The following is a 15,729-nucleotide window of genomic DNA, read 5'->3' on the forward strand; positions in this document are numbered from 1 at the left end:
GCCGGCCGGCCGGCTCGGTCAGACGGTGTACGCGTCTGCCGTGGTCAGGGCCTCGTCGAGGGCTGCCAGGCCCTCCTTCGCCTCCGTCTCGGTGACCGTGCACGGCGGCACGACGTGCGTACGGTTCATGTTCAGGAACGGCCACAGGCCCCGCTCCTTGCACGCCGCCGCGAACTTCGCCATCGGGGCGTTGTCCGCGCCCGACGCGTTGTACGGCACCAGCGGCTCATGCGTCGCACGGTCCTTGACCAGCTCCAGCGCCCAGAAGACGCCCATGCCGCGCACCTCGCCCACCGACGGGTGGCGCTCGGCGATCTCCCGCAGCGCCGGCCCGATGACCTTCTCGCCGATCTCGGCCGCGTTCTCCACGATCCGCTCCTCCGCCATCGCGTTGATGGTCGCGACCGCGGAGGCGCAGGCCAGCGGGTGGCCGGAGTACGTCAGGCCGCCCGGGTACGGGCGCTGGTCGAAGGTCGCGGCGATCTCCGCCGAGATCGCGACGCCGCCCAGCGGCACATAACCGCTGTTCACGCCCTTGGCGAAGGTCATCAGGTCGGGCACGACGTCGAAGTGGTCGAGCGCGAACCAGCGGCCCGTCCGCCCGAAGCCCGCCATGACCTCGTCCAGGATGAAGACGATGCCGTACCGGTCACAGATCTCGCGGACCCCGGCGAGGTATCCGGGCGGCGGGACCATGATGCCGGCGGTGCCCGGAATGGTCTCCAGGATGATCGCGGCGATCGACTGCGGGCCCTCGTAGGCGATGGTGTCCTCGAGGTGGCGTAGTGCGCGCTCGCACTCCTGCTGCTCGCTCTCCGCGTGGAACGGCGAGCGGTACAGGTACGGGCCCCAGAAGTGCACCACGCCGGCCGACGCGGTGTCCGAGGGCCAGCGGCGCGGGTCGCCCGTGAGGTTGATCGCGGCCGCGGTGGCACCGTGGTACGAGCGGTACGTGGAGAGCACCTTGGACCGGCCGGTGTGCAGCCGGGCCATGCGCACGGCGTTCTCGACCGCCTCGGCGCCGCCGTTGGTGAAGAAGATCTTGTCCAGGTCGCCGGGCGTGCGCTCGGCGATCAGCCGCGCGGCCTCGGACCGCACGTCCACGGCGAAGCCCGGCGCCAGGGTGCAGAGCTTGCCGGCCTGCTCCTGGATGGCGGCGACGACCTTCGGGTGCTGGTGACCGATGTTGGTATTGACCAGCTGCGAGGTGAAGTCGAGGTAGCGGTTGCCGTCGTAGTCCCACATGTACGAGCCCTCGGCGCCCGCGATCGGCAGCGGGTCTATCAGGCCCTGCGCCGACCAGGAGTGGAAGACGTGGGCACGGTCGGCGGCCTTCACGGCCGCGCCGACGGCGGGGTCTGCTTGCGTCGTGGTCACGGTCACTACCTCGGATCGCTCAGGGCCGCCAGGAAATCAGGAACGCGAGAACGCTGGGCTGCGAGAACGCGGGAACGCGGGCGGCGGTCGCTCTCAGCCTAAGGATCACCACGACCGCGCCGGTACCGACAGTGTGTATGGCACTCACCACGCGCTCTGACAGGTTGTCGATCGTCACTCGGGGCGATCGAGAACTACGGACCGCGATCGGCCACCGCCGGCTCAGGCGACCTCAGTCGTCATCGTCGTCGTCATCGTCGTGGTCGATGTCGTGGTCCGCTATGGGTACGGCCTTGGGGCGGCCGTCGTCGCACCGCACCGCGTACGTGAGGTCGTCACCGTCGTCCAGCGGCTCGAACTCGATCGTCGCGACGGCGGAAGGGCCCCGCTTCACGGAGTCCATGTGATAGCCCGACGCCGGGCTCCACACCGTGAGGTACACCGTGCCGTCGGGGCGGCACTCGGCGGTGGCGCTGCCCCCGGTGACCTTCACCGTCCCCACCCGCGCGGCCTCGCCGGCGGTAGCGGACGCGGAGGCACCGCTGCCCGGCTCCGCGGAGCCGGAACCAGAGCCGGGAGGCTGTGCCGAGGAGTCGGAGCCAGGAGGCTGCGCGGACGTACGCGCGGCCGCGAGCTTCTGGCGCACCCCGTCGTCATCGAGCGGCTCGGCCCGGCTGTTCCGCGCCCCCATGTCGGCGTTGGCCAGCGACCACGCACCCAGCCCGCCCGCTCCCGCGAACGCGCAGACCCATACGGCGGTCACCACCGCGCTTCGCCACTTCATCGCGCGTCCCCCCTTTCCCTTCCTCGTCGATGCCTCGTCCCGGCCTCGGTCTTTTCTCACTCTGCCTGCTCGACCCCGCCCGCTTCGGTTTTCCACAGGACGGATTTCGCGTCCCGCCGTGATCACCGGCTCGATCGGGTGAGCCGGTTGTCCACAGCGCACCGCCCCAGAGCGCACCGCCCCACGGCTTCCTCGCCACGGCGAAGCGGCGCGCGAGGCGCCGCAGCGAGACGGCGCGAGGAGGCGCCGCAGCGAGACAGCGCGGCGAGGCGGCGCGGCGAGGCGGCGCCGACCAGCCACGATCCAGACTCCCGCACCGTTCCCTAACGCCCGGTTAAAGCGGTCCCAAAGCCTCCGGCCGACCGCCCGGACAGGGATCATCGCTGGTTACCGTGGCGGCATGTCCCACCTGCTCGTCGTCGAGGACGACCCCCAGCTGCGCAGTGCGCTCGTGCGGGCGCTGCGTGACCGCGGCCATGCCGTGGCCACCGCCGCGACCGGGATGTCCGGCCTCGACGCTGCCGTGACCGACCGCCCCGACCTCGTCGTCCTGGACCTCGGACTGCCCGACGTGGACGGCGCGCAGGTCCTGCGGATGCTGCGGGCGGTCAGCGACGTACCGATCATCGTCGCCACCGCGCGCGACGAGGAGGGCGACATGGTGGCGGTGCTGGACGACGGCGCGGACGACTACATCGTCAAGCCGTTCGGCGCCGCGCAGCTGGACGCGCGGATCAAGGCGGTACTGCGCCGGCTGGGCACCGCGGAGCCGGAGGCGCCGCTCCGGGTGGGCGGGCTGGTCCTGGACTCGGCGGCGCGCGAGGTCGTGCTGGACGGCGCGCCGCTGGATCTCACGCCCCGCGAGTTCGACCTGCTGCTGTACCTCGCCCGGCGCGCCGGCCAAGTCGTCTCGCGCCGGGAACTGCTCGCCGAGGTGTGGCAGCAGCCGCTCGGCGGCGCGGACAAGACGGTGGACGTCCATCTCTCCTGGCTGCGCCGCAAGCTCGGCGAAACAGCGCAGAAGCCCCGCTATCTCCACACGGTCCGCACCGTGGGCGTCAAGCTCGCCGCCCCGGAGGAGGCCGTCGCCGAGGACGGCCGGGGCAGCGGGGCCAGTGGCCCGCGGATTCCGGAGTAATCCCGATGCGTCTCCGGATTCTCCTGGTCACGGCCGTGACCACCGCGCTCGTGCTCGCCACGCTCCTGGTACCGCTCGCCCTGCTCACCCGTAGCCACGCCGCGGACCGGGCCACCGCGGACGCCACCGCCCGCGCGCAGTCGCTGGCCGCGGGCATCGGTACCGCGCTGGCACACCCCGGCCCCGAGGGCAGCCGGGCCACCGCCGCGTCCCTCGTGACGGCCGCCAACGGCGCGGATCTCCCGCGTACTTCGGTGATCCTCGCCGACGGGACCGTGCTGGGGCCACCGGCGCGCGTCACAGATGCCGTGCGCCTGGCGCGTTACGGGCGTGCGTTCGCGTACGCGCCCCCCGAGGGCGGCCAGACCGTACTGGTCCCGGTGCAGGGCACGCCGGGCGGCACCGCCGTCGTCCATGTCGCGCTGACGGACGAGCAGTTGTACGCGGGGACCCTTCCCTCGTGGCTGGCGTTCGCCGGGCTCGGCGCCGGGCTCGTACTCCTCGGCCTGCTGGTCGCCGACCGGCTGGGCGCGCGCCTGGTCGGCTCGACACAGCGGCTCGCCAAGGTCGCCGACCGGCTGGCGGCCGGCGATCTGACCGCACGCGCCGAGCCGGACGGACCACCGGAACTGCGCCTGGTGGCAGGCCAGCTCAACCACCTCGCCGGCCGCATCGAGGGGTTCCTCACCGCCGAACGGGAGAACGCGGCGGACCTCGCGCACCGCCTCCGCACCCCGGTCGCCGCGCTCCGCCTGGATGCGGAGGGGCTGCGCGACCCGGCCGAGGCGGAGCGGATCGCGGCGGACGTGGCGGCGCTGGAGCGCAGCGTGGACGAGGTCATCCGTACGGCGCGCAAGCCGCTGCGGGACGCCACGGGGCTCACCGGCGCGGGCGGTCCGTCCCGTGGCGGGGCCGGCGAGCCCTCCGCCGACCTGGCCGCGGTGGCCCGCGAACGGGCGGACTTCTGGCGCCCGTTGGCCGAGGACCAGGGGCGCACGCTGGACTTTCACGCCCCTGATGCGCCGGTGTACGTACGGGCGGACGAAGCGGAGCTGGCAGCGGCGGTCGACGCCCTCATCGGCAACGTCTTCGACCACACCCCGGAGGGCGTGGGCATGCGCCTGTCCGTGTCGGCCGCGGCCGGCCGCCCCGGCGGCCTGCTGGTCATCGAGGACGACGGGCCCGGCTTCCCCGAAGGGCACGTCCCGCAGCGGGGCAAGAGCGGCGGCGGCTCCACCGGTCTCGGCCTGGACATCGTCCGCCGCGTCGCGGAGGAGTCCGGCGGCCGCACGGAGCTGACCTCCGCGCGGCGGGCGAGCGGCGGGGAAGACACCCCGGAGAACGGCCGGGGCGCCCGCGTGGAGGCCCACCTCGGGGGGCCATCGACGTAGCGCCCGCCCGCGCCGCCCCGCACCCGACGCGCACCCCGCCACCGGCGCCCCGCGCCCCCGCGCCCTCAGGCCGCGTACGGCTCCGTCGGGGTGAACACCCGCCGGGTGGCGCGGCGCCAGGCGTTCGCGGTGAGGTCGGGGCGGAGGGCCGAGAGCGCGCCGCAGTACTTGGTGAATTCGGCCGGGCGGACGCCATAACCGTGCAGCAGACGGTCGGCCTCGGTCAGATGGCCGTCCGTCTTGGACTCGACGAGCACCAGCCCCCCATCGGCACGTACCGAGCGCCCGGTACGCGGATCGCGGCACACCATGCCCGCGTCACAGGTGATGCGCTGGCCGTCCGCCACGAAGGTCGCGCGCTGGTAGTCGGTGACGAGCGAGGTGGCGAGGTCCGTGGGGGCCGTCATGTCGTACGTACGACGCAGGACCGAGGCGAGGAACTCGCGCGGGGCCCGGTCCAGCGCGGTGTCGCCGGGCAGCATCGGCTGCCGGAACTTCACCGTCTCCCCGCGCCCGCTCTTGAGCTTGATCTCGAACTGGCGCTCGCCGGTGTCCTCGTACAGCCGCTCCCGGATCTTGAAGCGGAGCCGCCGCCCCTGCCGGTGGTCGTGGAAGGCCCGCAGGTCGGGCGTGTCGTAGTACAGGGAGTTGTACCGGAACCAGCGGCGGCCGTTGATGCACAGCGACTTGAACGGTCCGCCGGGCCGCTTCGGGTCGGTCAGCCGGGCCGCGAAGTCGGCGAAGATCTCGATCGGCACGAGGTAGCTGTTGTCGTGGCGGGCCAGCAGCTCGGCGCGGGCCTGCACCTCGGCGAGGGTGATGGGATGCGCGGCCAGTGCGGCGCGCCCGATGGCACGTACGGCGGGGTTCACACGGTCTCCTTCGAGGCGTTGGCGGTACGTCCGGAGGGGAGGTCGGTGGTGCGGTCGGCGCGGCGCGGGTCGGTCGTGTCCGCGAACGTCTTAGGGGAGGTCCCGTGAGGCGTCTCGTGAGGCAGCTGGTCGGGGGACGTCTCGTGAGGCGTACGAGCGGCAACGACGGAACGTTCCCTCTCGCGGTAGCGGACGTCCACGACCATCACGTCCCGGACAAAGTCCACCTGCTTGACGGTCCAGTCGAGCGGCTCGCCCACCCGGCGGGCCAGATCGGCGCGGAGCGCGGCCGGATCCGGGTGCACGGTGTCGAGCGTGACGACCGTGCGCCGGCTCCGGGTCAGCAGCCTGGGGTGGTCGGCGCACCAGATGACGAAGAGCAGCAGCACGGTGAAGAGCGCGGCGAGCCCCAGCTCCAGCTGCGGCAGCCCGCACAGCAGGCCCAGGACCAGGGTGGTGAAGTAGTACGCCACCTCCTCGTGCTGGATGGAATCCGACCGCAGCCGGATGATCGAGAGCACCCCGAACAGGCCGAAGGCCAGCGCCGTACCGCCGCTCCCGTTGACTCTCGCGAGCGCCGCGACGACCGAGAACAGGGCGACGTTGAGCGCGAGATAGGCGGGCACGAGGTCCCGGCGCCGGTGCCGCGGGTAGTAGATGGCGAATGTCAGCGCGCACACCGCGGCCAGGTCGAGACCGAGATGGGCGGCCAGCTGTCCGAAAGTGATCATTGCTTTCCCTGTCCGGTCACGAGTGACCGACCTGCCCGGTGGCCACGTTTCCTGCGATTCGCTCCCCTCGCGTGGCGCGGCGCAGCGCGGCGCGGCACGGCGACGGCGGGAGGCACAGGAAGAACGTAGGAACCGGCGGGTTAAGCGCGCCCCTGTCGAGCGTTAAGGAAAGCCTGGGGAAAGCCATTAACTCACCTTCCCCATACGGCTACTCTCGCCACACACAACTCAGCCGTGCCGGGACTGCTCCCGCCGCATGGAGCCGAGCCGTGCGCAGCCGTACGCAGTCGGAGGGGGACGCCGCATGTCCATGAGTCGCCGAGGCTTCGTCGCCGCGGCCGTGGCCGGGTCCGCCACCGCCCTGCTCGCCCCCGGAGCGGCCGCCCGCGCGCTGACGTCCCCCACCGCTCCCGCCGCCGGCCGCCCTTCCGCGGCGGCCGACCCCGCCCGGTGGATGGCCGCGCTGCCCGACGGCACCCCGCTGACCCGGCTGACCCTCCCCGGCACGCACGACACCTGCGCCACCGACCCGATGAACGGCACGGAGTGGTCGCACACCCAGAACATGGGCATCCCGGAGCAACTGCGGCGCGGCATCCGCTTCTTCGACATCCGCTGCGGCGCGCCGCCCCCGGACGTGCCCGGCGAACTCGGGATCTACCACGCGTCGTACTACCAGGACATCACCTTCAACACCGTCCTCGATCAGTGCCGCGACTTCCTGCGGGCTTCGCCGGGCGAAACCGTGCTGATGCGCGTCAAGAACGAGCACGGGCTGACCGATGCGCAGCTCAGTGCCAAGTTCGGTGAGTATCTGGGAGCCAAGGGATACGGGGATCTCTTCCTCATCGAGCCCGCACTTCCGGCGCTCGGCGCGGCGCGCGGCAAGGTCGTCCTCATCACGCAGTTCGCCTCCGGGCTGCGCGCGCCGCTCTGGCCCGCGGGCGACAACGGCACCTTCTCCAACGAGTGGTTCGAGCTGCAGGACCACTACGCGACGTCGGTCGACACCAAACGGCAGGACATCCTGCGGCACTTCGACGCCGCCGCGGCCCACCAGGACTCCGGCCGGCTCTACCTCAACTTCGCCAGCCTCGCGCCGGACGCCGCCAACGGCTTCCGCTGGCCCAAGCACCTCGCGGACGCGGTCATGCCGGCCGTCCTGGACTACCTCGACGGCCACCCGCGGCCCGGTGTCCACCTCGGAGTCGTGGTCATGGACTTCCCCGAATTCCACCCCCCTGCTCTCGAATCGCTCATCGCCCGCAACTTCCCCTCGAGTACGGCAGCCTGACCAACGCACCCGCCGGCCCGATCGTTCCCGCCTCGTGACGCCCCGGCTGCCACCCGGCGATCCCCCGCGGCCTACGCTCGGCTGACGATGCCGGAACGGCACGGGACGCGACGGCAACGGCAGAGGGAACGGGGAGGGTGCCGCGCATGGACGGCCTCAAGGGACTGACCACCGAGGACCCGAGGACCATCGGCGACTACCGCCTGCTCGGCCGGCTGGGCACCGGCGGCATGGGGCGGGTCTACCTCGCGCGTTCCGAAGGCGGCCGGACTGTGGCCGTGAAGCTGGTCAAGGCCGAACTGGCGGTCGAACAGGAGTTCCGGGACCGGTTCCGGGCCGAGGTCGCGGCGGCGCGCCGGGTGGGCGGCCGGTGGACCGCGCCCGTACTGGACGCCGACACCGAAGCGCAGGTGCCGTGGGTGGCGACCGGGTACATCGCGGGCCCGTCGCTGAGCGAGGTCGTCGAGGGCACGTACGGGCCGCTTCCGGAGTACTCGGTCAGGCGGCTCGCCTACGGGCTGTCCAGCGCGCTGCTCGACATCCACGGTGTCGGCCTGGTGCACCGCGACCTCAAGCCGTCCAACGTGCTGCTGACGATCGACGGCCCGCGCGTGATCGACTTCGGCATCGCGCGGGCGCTGGACGCGGTGAGCGAGCACACCCAGACGCAGGCGGGCATGGTCGTCGGCTCGCCGAGCTTCATGTCGCCCGAGCAGGTACGCGGCGAGCGGATCACGCCGGCCAGTGACGTCTTCTGCCTGGGCTCGGTGCTCGCGTACGCGGCCTCCGGGCGGATGCCCTTCGGGTCGCTGGTCTCGGGTGTGCACTCCGTGATGTTCCGCGTCGCCGAGTCCGATCCCGACCTCGACGCCGTACCGGAGTCCTTGCGGGAGCTGATCGGCAGCTGCCTCTCGAAGAGCGCGGCCAAGCGGCCGGCCCCGGAGGAGCTCATCTCCGTGATCGGGCCGGTGAGCAGCGGCGGGGCGGCCGCGCCCTGGCTGCCGGCCGAGCTCATCGCCCGGCTGGGGCAGCACGCCGTACAGCTGCTGGACACGGACACGCCGCCCTCGGGGCAGCCGGCGCGTCCGGGGCGCGCGGAAGCGCCCACCACGGTCCTCCCGGCGGGACCCGGGCCCGGACCGGCATCGAGTACGGGATCAGGCAGCGCACCCGCACCCGTGCGGCGGCGCCGCTGGCCCCTCGCCCTCGGGGGCGTCGCCGCGGTGCTCGCCATGGCCGGTGTCGCGGCGGTCACCGTGCCGGCGCTGGGCGGCGGCACGGGGCACGAGGGCGGCTCGGACGTCCCCGCCGGGTACGTGGGCACCTGGACCGGCGAGGTGGAGCGGGACGGGGTGCCCACGGGGCAGCAGCGGCGGTTCGTGATCTCGCACGGGAGCGTCGGCGAAGTGGTCGCCAACAGCATCAGCCTCGGCGCCACGTACGAGTGCAAGAGCGACGGGAAGCTGGTCTCGGCGTCGGACACCGAAGGGCTGCGGCTGGACACCACCGTGGTGAGGTCCGCACCCGAAGGACGGTGCTCGGCACTGGGAGAGCACAGCCTCAAGCGGGGGCCGCAGCGGAACACCCTCGTATGGAGCGCGGCGGGGCGCACGGCGACGCTGCGCCCCGCGGGCCACGAGGTGGTCCCGAGTGCGTACCTGGGCACCTGGGAGCGCCCGAACGCGGACGGCGTGGGCACTCAACGGGTGACGATCGAGCGCACTCCGGTGGGCAGCCCCGCCGTGACGATCGACGTACGGGGCAGCGGCGGGCACTGCACGGCGCGCGCGGACTTCTACTCGGCCGACGGGAAGCTCTCCGTCGGCCCCTCTGTAGTGCAGCGCCGCGCTCCGGGGTGCGCGGCCAGCAGCTCGTCCGTCTTCAGGATCGCGGGCGACGGCTCCCTGGTGCGCGAGTTCCGCGGAAACGACAAGCAGCCGCGTACCTACACGAAGGTGCGGTGAACGCGGCTGCTGACCGTCACGGTCGGCCCCTACGGAGCCTGACGCGCGCCTCACGGCCCCTACGGAGCCCGACGCACGCCTCGGTCCCGTCAGTCCAGGAACGAGTTGATCTGGATCGTCTCGTCGCGGCCCGGGCCGACGCCGATGGCGGAGATCGGGGCGCCCGACATGTCCTCCAGCGCCTTCACGTACGCCTGCGCGTTCTTCGGGAGCTCGGCGAAGGTCTTGGCCTTGGTGATGTCCTCGGACCAGCCCGGCAGCATCTCGTAGACGGGCTTCGCGTGGTGGAAGTCGCTCTGGTTGTGCGGCAGCTCCTCGACCCGCTTGCCGTCGACCTCGTAGGCGACGCAGACCGGGATCTGCTCCCAGCCGGTGAGCACGTCGAGCTTGGTCAGGAAGAAGTCGGTGAGGCCGTTGACGCGGGTCGCGTAGCGCGCGATGACCGCGTCGAACCAGCCGCAGCGGCGGTCACGGCCGGTGGTCACACCGCGCTCGCCGCCAATACGGCGCAGGTCCTCGCCGTCCTGGTCGAACAGCTCGGTCGGGAACGGGCCGGCGCCGACACGCGTGGTGTACGCCTTCAGGATGCCGATGACCCGGTTGATCTTCGTCGGGCCGACGCCCGCGCCGGTGCAGGCACCGCCGGCGGTCGGGTTCGACGAGGTCACGAAGGGGTACGTGCCGTGGTCGACGTCCAGGAGGGTGCCCTGGCCGCCCTCGAAGAGGACGACCTTGCCCTCGTCGATGGCGTCGTTGAGGATCAGCGTGGTGTCCGCCACGTAGCCCTTGATCTGGTCCGCGTAGCCGAGCATCTCCTCGACGACCTGCTCGGCGACCACCGCGCGGTGGTTGTAGAGCTTGGCCAGCACCTGGTTCTTGAAGTCGAGGGCCGCCTCGACCTTCTGGAGCAGGATCGACTCGTCGAACAGGTCCTGCACGCGGATGCCGGTGCGGTTGATCTTGTCGGCGTAGGTCGGGCCGATGCCGCGCCCCGTGGTGCCGATCTTCCGCTTGCCGAGGAAGCGCTCGGTCACCTTGTCGACGGTGATGTTGTACGGCGTGATCAGGTGGGCATTACCGCTGACCAGCAGCTTGGACGTGTCGACGCCGCGCTCGTTCAGTCCGCTCAGCTCGGAGAGCAGGACCGCCGGGTCGACGACGACACCGTTACCGATCACCGGGGTGCACCCCGGCGAGAGGATCCCGGAAGGGAGCAGGTGCAGCGCGTACTTCTGGTCGCCCACGACGACCGTGTGGCCGGCATTGTTGCCGCCCTGGTAGCGCACTACATAGTCAACGGAACCACCGAGCAGGTCGGTGGCCTTTCCCTTGCCCTCGTCACCCCACTGAGCACCGAGCAGCACAAGTGCGGGCACAGGCGTACACCCCTTCCGGGCGGGGCATGTCCAACGTGCGAGCGGCTCACTGCCTGGTGCAGCCGCCGCGCGAGCCGTCGACCGGTGCCCCGGATAGACGAAGCCCCTGGCGCAACAACGACAGGGGCTCTTGCACCGAGAGATTACCGAATATTTCTCTCGGGCGACGAACAGGACAGTCCCGGGCGCCCGGCCACCGCCGGGGTACGGGGGCCCGCGGTGGCCGCTACGACTGTTTTGTCCCCCGTCCCGTCCGAGTCCGTTCCCCGAGAGAACGCAAGCCCTAGGAAGGACCGAGGTGTCGGCTCCAGACCTTGCCGGGCGCTCCCTGCTCGTGGTCATCGACCCGGTCGCCCGCCGTGTGGACGGCGAGTCCGTGCGTATCGCCAAAGACGTCCTGTGCGCGGCCGCGACCACGAAGATCTGCTTTCCGGACGACCCCGGGGAATTCGCCCGGGTGCTCGCCCGAAGGGGGCAACGCCGCCCCGTGGTGATCGGCGACGACCGCGCCCTCCTGCGCGCCGTGGAGCTGCTCCACAAGGAGCGCGAGCTCCCTCGCGTGCCTCTCTCGCTGGTGCCCGTCGGGATGCCGTCCGCCACCGCGCTGAGCCGTGCGCTGGGCGTCCCCGCGGACACGGTGACCGCCGCGCGCGCCGTCCTGGACGGCCAGGAGCGCGTCCTCGACCTGCTCGCCGACGACAGCGACGGCATCGTGCTGGGCGGCCTGCGCATCCCCGGCGGCGATCCGGCCGAGCAGCCCGCGCAGCCCGCCCGTACGGCCGCTGAGGAGCCGACGGTGCCCGCGCAGCGCCCATGGTGGGCTCCGGCGGCGCGGACCGCCAGAGCGGCTCTCTCGCTGCTCACGGCGCCTGTTCCGGGCGGCGGGCGGCGCGATGCCCGGGTGCCGCCGCGGCTGCGCGTGGAGGCGGACGGCGTCGTACTGGCGGACCTGGACCGGCCGGTGCACCGGGTGTCGGTCGTGCCTGTGGGGTGCACGGCCCCGGAGGGCGCGGCGCCGGGGGACGGGGCGGCGTATCCGGCCCAGGAGCACGAAGGACTGGCCGAGGTGATCGTGCAATGGCAGGCCACGGAGGCGCCGGTACGGGTACGGGCGCGGGCCGTGACGGTGTCCGGGCCGGACTTCCGCTACCGGGCGGACGCGGTGATCGGCGGGCCGGTCAGGACGCGGACGTGGACGGTCCAGCCGGCCGCGTGGCGGCTGACGCTGCCCCGGACGTGATGCTTATCACCCTCCGTGAGGCGCCACCCTCTCCGGTCGCGCCAGTTATCCACAAGCTGTGGATGATGGCCGCGGCTTCGCCCTGTGTCCGCACACGCTCTCAGAGGCCCGGGGTGACCAGCCGGGTTTCGTAGGCGAAGACGGCGGCCTGGGTGCGGTCGCGGAGGCCGAGCTTCACCAGGATGCGGCTCACGTGCGTCTTGATCGTGGATTCGGCCACGACGAGATGGGTGGCGATCTCGCCGTTGGAGAGGCCCTGGGCGACCAGCACCAGGACCTCGGTCTCCCGTTCGGTGAGCTCCCCGATGCGTTCCTGAGCGGGTGGCCGGGGCGCGCCCAGGCGGGAGAACTCCGAGATCAGCCGCTTGGTGATGGCCGGTGCGAGCAGCGCTTCGCCGGCTGCCACGATCCGTACGCCGTCCGCCAGCTGCCCGGCGGACGCGTCCTTGAGGAGGAAGCCGCTGGCTCCGGCGCGGAGCGCTTGGTACACGTACTCGTCCAGGTCGAAGGTGGTCAGCACGAGCACCTTGGCGTCCGCGTCGGCGGCGACGATCTCGCGGGTCGCTTCGAGGCCGTTGACCTCCGGCATGCGGATGTCCATCAGGACGACGTCCGGGTGCAGGGCGGCGACCTTGTGGACCGCGTCGCGGCCGTTCACCGCCTCGCCCACGACTTCGATGTCCGGCATCGCGTTGAGGAGGACGGAGAAGCCCTCACGGACCATGACCTGGTCGTCGACGATCAGGACCTTGATCATGCTTGCGGCCTCTCCGGGGAGACGGGGGAGGTGGCGGGAGTGGGGGATGCCGTGGCCGGTGTCGCGTCCGTCCGTGCGGATGCCGCCGGGAGGAAGACCGTGACCTCGTATCCGCCGTCGGACGTCGGGCCGTTGGTCATGTCGCCGTTGAGCATGCCGACACGTTCGTGCATGCCGAGGATGCCGTGGCCCGCGCCGGGGGACGGCTTGGCCAGGCGGTTCGGGGGGCCGTTGACGATGCGCAGGCCCAGACCGCCCAGGACGTAGGCGACTTCGACCCGCGCCTCCGCGCCCGGCGCGTGCCGGAGCGTGTTGCTCAGCGCCTCCTGGAGGATGCGGTACGCCGACAGTTCGACGCCCTGCGGCAGCGGCCGTACCGCCCCCGTCACCACCGCCGCGACGGTGAGCCCCGCGCCGCGCACGCTCTCCAGCAGCGCGTCCAGATCGGCGAGGGTCGGCTGCGGCGCCTCCGGACCGGCGAAGGCGTCCGGGTCCTCGGAGCGTACGACGCCCAGGATGCGCCGCAGTTCGGTGAGTGCCGCCACGGCGTTCTCGCGGATCGTCGAGAAGGCGGTGGCCAGTTCGGGCGGGGTGTCCCGCATCCGGTACGGCGCGGCCTCCGCCTGAATGGCGATCACCGACATGTGGTGCGCGACGACATCGTGCAGCTCGCGGGCGATGGTCGCGCGCTCCTCCAGGAGGGTGCGCCGCGACCGCTCCTCGGCGGTGACCGTACGGGTCTCCACGACCTGCTGCCGCTCCTCGCGCCAGGCACGTACCGCAGCGGCCGCCAGCAGGACGACCCCGCTCATGACCGCCAGCGGCGCCAGCACCGACGCGCCCCCTTCGCCGACCAGTGCGATCCCGGGCGCGAGGACGGCGAACGTCACCGCCCACATGCCCGGTGCCAGGCGCGGCCGGGTGCGCAGGACGACCAGCACCATCGTGCCGATATGGGCGACGAACGCGACCTCCCAGGAGAAGTCGCCCGCCAGCAGCCCGAGGCAGACGGCCAGCAGCGACACCCAGAACGCCCCGACCGGGCGGACGAGCGTCATCACCGGCGGCCCCGCGACGAGTACGCCGAACACCAGCAGCAGCAACGACGGGGCGAAGCCGCCCGCCGTGGCGGAGACGGCCAGCAGTACGCAGGCGGCGAAGCCGATGACGAGCGCGTGCGGGAGCCAGCGCAGGCACCGGCCGATCCGGGGCGGCAGCCAGGGCACCCAGCCGGCCGCCTTCGCCTCGTCCAGCGGGAGCATCGGACGGAAGGCGAAGGCATGGGTGAACAGATCCTGGCGCAGGCCGCGGAGCGCGCCGCTCGCCATCCGGGCTTCGGGAGGCGGCGCCTGAGGGAGCGGCGCTTCGGCGCGCCCGGCGGCGCCCTGCATGCGGCGGGCGCCGTTGACGTACTGCGGTGTCTCGTTCACGACTACCACGGTAGGTACGGGGACGGGCGGTGGCGTCCGGCCCAGTGGGGATCTGTGCGGATCCGTCTCAAGTACTACATGTCGCACGCGCCCGCCGGCGCAAAGCGCCGTTTCACGTGAAACGGCGCCTCTCCTCAGAGCTCCACCAGGAGTTCCTCCAGCCCCCGGATCACGAAGTTCGGCTTCCACGACGGGTCGCCGGCGAGGCGGAGGGAGGGGGCGGCGCGGAGCAGGGATCCGAAGGAGGCGGCCAGTTCGAGGCGGGCGAGCGGGGCGCCCAGGCAGTAGTGGATGCCGGCGCCGAGGGAGACGTGCGGGTTGTCCGCGCGGGTCAGGTCCAGCTCCTCCGGCCGGTCGAAGACCGCCGGGTCGCGGTTGGCCGAGCCGAAGAGGAGGGCGACCTCCGCGCCGCGCGGGATCACCGTGCCGTCGATCTCGATGTCGTCCAGCACCCAGCGTTCGAAGAGCTGGAGCGGCGTGGCGTACCGGAGCAGTTCCTCGACGGCGGTCGGCAGCAGCGCGTCCGGTGCGGCGCGCAGCGCGGCCAGCTGCTCGGGGTGGCGGAAGAGGGCCAGCCAGCCGTTGGCCGTGGTGTTGACCGTCGCCTCGTGGCCCGCGTTGAGCAGCAGGACGCAGGTGGAGATCATCTCCTGTTCGTTCAGCCGGTCGCCCTCGTCGTGTGCCGCGATCAGGGCGCTGATCAGGTCCTCGCCCGGCGACTTCCGCCGGGCGGCGATCAGTTCGCGCAGGTACGCGGAGAATTCGAGGGACGCCTGTACCGCGCACCGGGCCGTCTCCTCGTCCGGCTTCAGCTCGTACATTCCGCAGATGGCGGCCGACCAGGGGCGCAGCAGCGGCCGGTCGGCCGCGGGGATGCCGAGCATCTCGGCGATGACCGCGACGGGCAGCGGTTCGGCGATCGCGGTCAGCAGGTCGCCGCCGCCCGCGGCGACGAAGTCGCCGACCATGGAGTCCACCAAGTCACCGATGACAGGCGTCAGTTGCTCCACCGTGCGGGGCGTGAACGCCTTCGACACCAGGCGGCGCAGACGGGTGTGGTCCGGCGGTTCGAGGTCGAGCAGGCCGTTGTCGTTGAGGACGTGGAAGGGCTCGTGCGCGGCCGGGGGCGGCGTGCGGCCGAACTCCTCGTGGGAGAAGCGGTGCAGATACGTACGGCCGAGGCGGCGGTCCCGCAGCAGCGCGCTGACGTCCGCGTGCCGCGGTACCAGCCACTGGTTGCTGGGCGGGAAGTAGTGCACGCGGCCCGCGTCGCGCAGCTCGGCGAAGCCGGGGTAGGGGTCGGCGACGAACTCGGGCGACCAGGGGCGGAAGGCGGCTGCGGCGGGCATGGAGGGACGGTACCGCCGGTCACCCG

The 15,729-nt window shown here is 72.3% G+C and carries 13 protein-coding genes; 5 read left to right on the forward strand and 8 right to left on the reverse strand.

The window, feature by feature from the left end:
• Positions 1–18 precede the first annotated feature (18 nt).
• Both ACIGXO_RS15250 and ACIGXO_RS15255 read right to left on the reverse strand, forming a co-directional pair.
• Positions 19–1,377, reverse strand: a complete 1,359-nt coding sequence (locus tag ACIGXO_RS15250; RefSeq protein ID WP_399785815.1) for an aspartate aminotransferase family protein — start codon at positions 1,375–1,377, stop codon at positions 19–21.
• Between the two features lie 232 nt (positions 1,378–1,609).
• Positions 1,610–2,161 (reverse strand): hypothetical protein, encoded by a 552-nt coding sequence (locus ACIGXO_RS15255; protein ID WP_399785817.1) that lies wholly within the window; start codon positions 2,159–2,161, stop codon positions 1,610–1,612.
• A gap of 400 nt (positions 2,162–2,561) precedes the next feature.
• Here ACIGXO_RS15255 and ACIGXO_RS15260 point away from each other — a divergent pair, with 400 nt between their 5' ends.
• Positions 2,562–3,299 carry a response regulator transcription factor gene (locus ACIGXO_RS15260; RefSeq protein WP_399785820.1) on the forward strand — a complete coding sequence of 246 codons (738 nt, stop codon included), beginning with the start codon at positions 2,562–2,564 and terminating at the stop codon, positions 3,297–3,299.
• Between the two features lie 5 nt (positions 3,300–3,304).
• The gene (locus ACIGXO_RS15265; RefSeq protein ID WP_399785823.1) at positions 3,305–4,690 is read left to right on the forward strand and encodes a sensor histidine kinase; all 1,386 of its coding nucleotides are present in this window, start codon (positions 3,305–3,307) and stop codon (positions 4,688–4,690) included.
• Between the two features lie 65 nt (positions 4,691–4,755).
• On the opposite strand, the gene ACIGXO_RS15270 is transcribed toward ACIGXO_RS15265, so the two are convergent.
• The gene (locus ACIGXO_RS15270) at positions 4,756–5,562 is read right to left on the reverse strand and encodes a polyphosphate polymerase domain-containing protein (protein WP_399785826.1); all 807 of its coding nucleotides are present in this window, start codon (positions 5,560–5,562) and stop codon (positions 4,756–4,758) included.
• On the reverse strand, positions 5,559–6,293 hold the full coding sequence (locus tag ACIGXO_RS15275; RefSeq protein WP_399785829.1) for a DUF4956 domain-containing protein: 735 nt from the start codon (positions 6,291–6,293) through the stop codon (positions 5,559–5,561). Before ACIGXO_RS15275 ends, ACIGXO_RS15270 begins: the two co-directional genes overlap by 4 nt.
• A gap of 304 nt (positions 6,294–6,597) precedes the next feature.
• Between ACIGXO_RS15275 and ACIGXO_RS15280 the strand changes: the two genes are divergently transcribed.
• Both ACIGXO_RS15280 and ACIGXO_RS15285 read left to right on the forward strand, forming a co-directional pair.
• A complete protein-coding gene (locus tag ACIGXO_RS15280) occupies positions 6,598–7,587 on the forward strand; it encodes a phosphatidylinositol-specific phospholipase C (protein ID WP_399785831.1) in 990 nt (329 codons plus the stop codon).
• Between the two features lie 146 nt (positions 7,588–7,733).
• The gene (locus tag ACIGXO_RS15285; RefSeq protein WP_399785834.1) at positions 7,734–9,551 is read left to right on the forward strand and encodes a serine/threonine-protein kinase; all 1,818 of its coding nucleotides are present in this window, start codon (positions 7,734–7,736) and stop codon (positions 9,549–9,551) included.
• Between the two features lie 89 nt (positions 9,552–9,640).
• Here ACIGXO_RS15285 and ACIGXO_RS15290 read toward each other — a convergent pair whose 3' ends face one another.
• Positions 9,641–10,927 carry an adenylosuccinate synthase gene (locus tag ACIGXO_RS15290; RefSeq protein WP_399785837.1) on the reverse strand — a complete coding sequence of 429 codons (1,287 nt, stop codon included), beginning with the start codon at positions 10,925–10,927 and terminating at the stop codon, positions 9,641–9,643.
• 298 nt (positions 10,928–11,225) lie between these two features.
• On the opposite strand from ACIGXO_RS15290, the gene ACIGXO_RS15295 reads away from it, so the two are divergent.
• On the forward strand, positions 11,226–12,167 hold the full coding sequence (locus ACIGXO_RS15295) for a hypothetical protein (RefSeq protein WP_399785840.1): 942 nt from the start codon (positions 11,226–11,228) through the stop codon (positions 12,165–12,167).
• Between the two features lie 100 nt (positions 12,168–12,267).
• On the opposite strand, the gene ACIGXO_RS15300 is transcribed toward ACIGXO_RS15295, so the two are convergent.
• The 3 genes from ACIGXO_RS15300 to ACIGXO_RS15310 form a co-directional block, all read right to left on the reverse strand.
• Positions 12,268–12,924: a response regulator gene (locus tag ACIGXO_RS15300; protein WP_399785843.1), complete on the reverse strand. Its 657-nt coding sequence runs from the start codon at positions 12,922–12,924 to the stop codon at positions 12,268–12,270.
• Positions 12,921–14,252, reverse strand: a complete 1,332-nt coding sequence (locus tag ACIGXO_RS15305; RefSeq protein WP_399787070.1) for a sensor histidine kinase — start codon at positions 14,250–14,252, stop codon at positions 12,921–12,923. Before ACIGXO_RS15305 ends, ACIGXO_RS15300 begins: the two co-directional genes overlap by 4 nt.
• 236 nt (positions 14,253–14,488) lie before the next feature.
• Positions 14,489–15,703 (reverse strand): cytochrome P450, encoded by a 1,215-nt coding sequence (locus ACIGXO_RS15310; protein ID WP_399785846.1) that lies wholly within the window; start codon positions 15,701–15,703, stop codon positions 14,489–14,491.
• Positions 15,704–15,729: the final 26 nt, after the last annotated feature.

Source organism: Streptomyces sp. NPDC053542, assembly GCF_044544685.1.
In the GTDB taxonomy this organism is placed as follows: domain Bacteria; phylum Actinomycetota; class Actinomycetes; order Streptomycetales; family Streptomycetaceae; genus Streptomyces.

Excerpts from the sequence above, each read along its gene's own strand:
- ACIGXO_RS15285 (WP_399785834.1), top strand. The coding sequence starts at position 7,734 with ATGGACGGCCTCAAGGGACTGACCACCGAGGACCCGAGGACCATCGGC.
- ACIGXO_RS15255 (WP_399785817.1), bottom strand. The coding sequence starts at position 2,161 with ATGAAGTGGCGAAGCGCGGTGGTGACCGCCGTATGGGTCTGCGCGTTC.
- ACIGXO_RS15275 (WP_399785829.1), bottom strand. The coding sequence starts at position 6,293 with ATGATCACTTTCGGACAGCTGGCCGCCCATCTCGGTCTCGACCTGGCC.
- ACIGXO_RS15280 (WP_399785831.1), top strand. The coding sequence starts at position 6,598 with ATGTCCATGAGTCGCCGAGGCTTCGTCGCCGCGGCCGTGGCCGGGTCC.
- ACIGXO_RS15265 (WP_399785823.1), top strand. The coding sequence starts at position 3,305 with ATGCGTCTCCGGATTCTCCTGGTCACGGCCGTGACCACCGCGCTCGTG.
- ACIGXO_RS15310 (WP_399785846.1), bottom strand. The coding sequence starts at position 15,703 with ATGCCCGCCGCAGCCGCCTTCCGCCCCTGGTCGCCCGAGTTCGTCGCC.
- ACIGXO_RS15305 (WP_399787070.1), bottom strand. The coding sequence starts at position 14,252 with ATGGCGAGCGGCGCGCTCCGCGGCCTGCGCCAGGATCTGTTCACCCAT.
- ACIGXO_RS15300 (WP_399785843.1), bottom strand. The coding sequence starts at position 12,924 with ATGATCAAGGTCCTGATCGTCGACGACCAGGTCATGGTCCGTGAGGGC.
- ACIGXO_RS15260 (WP_399785820.1), top strand. The coding sequence starts at position 2,562 with ATGTCCCACCTGCTCGTCGTCGAGGACGACCCCCAGCTGCGCAGTGCG.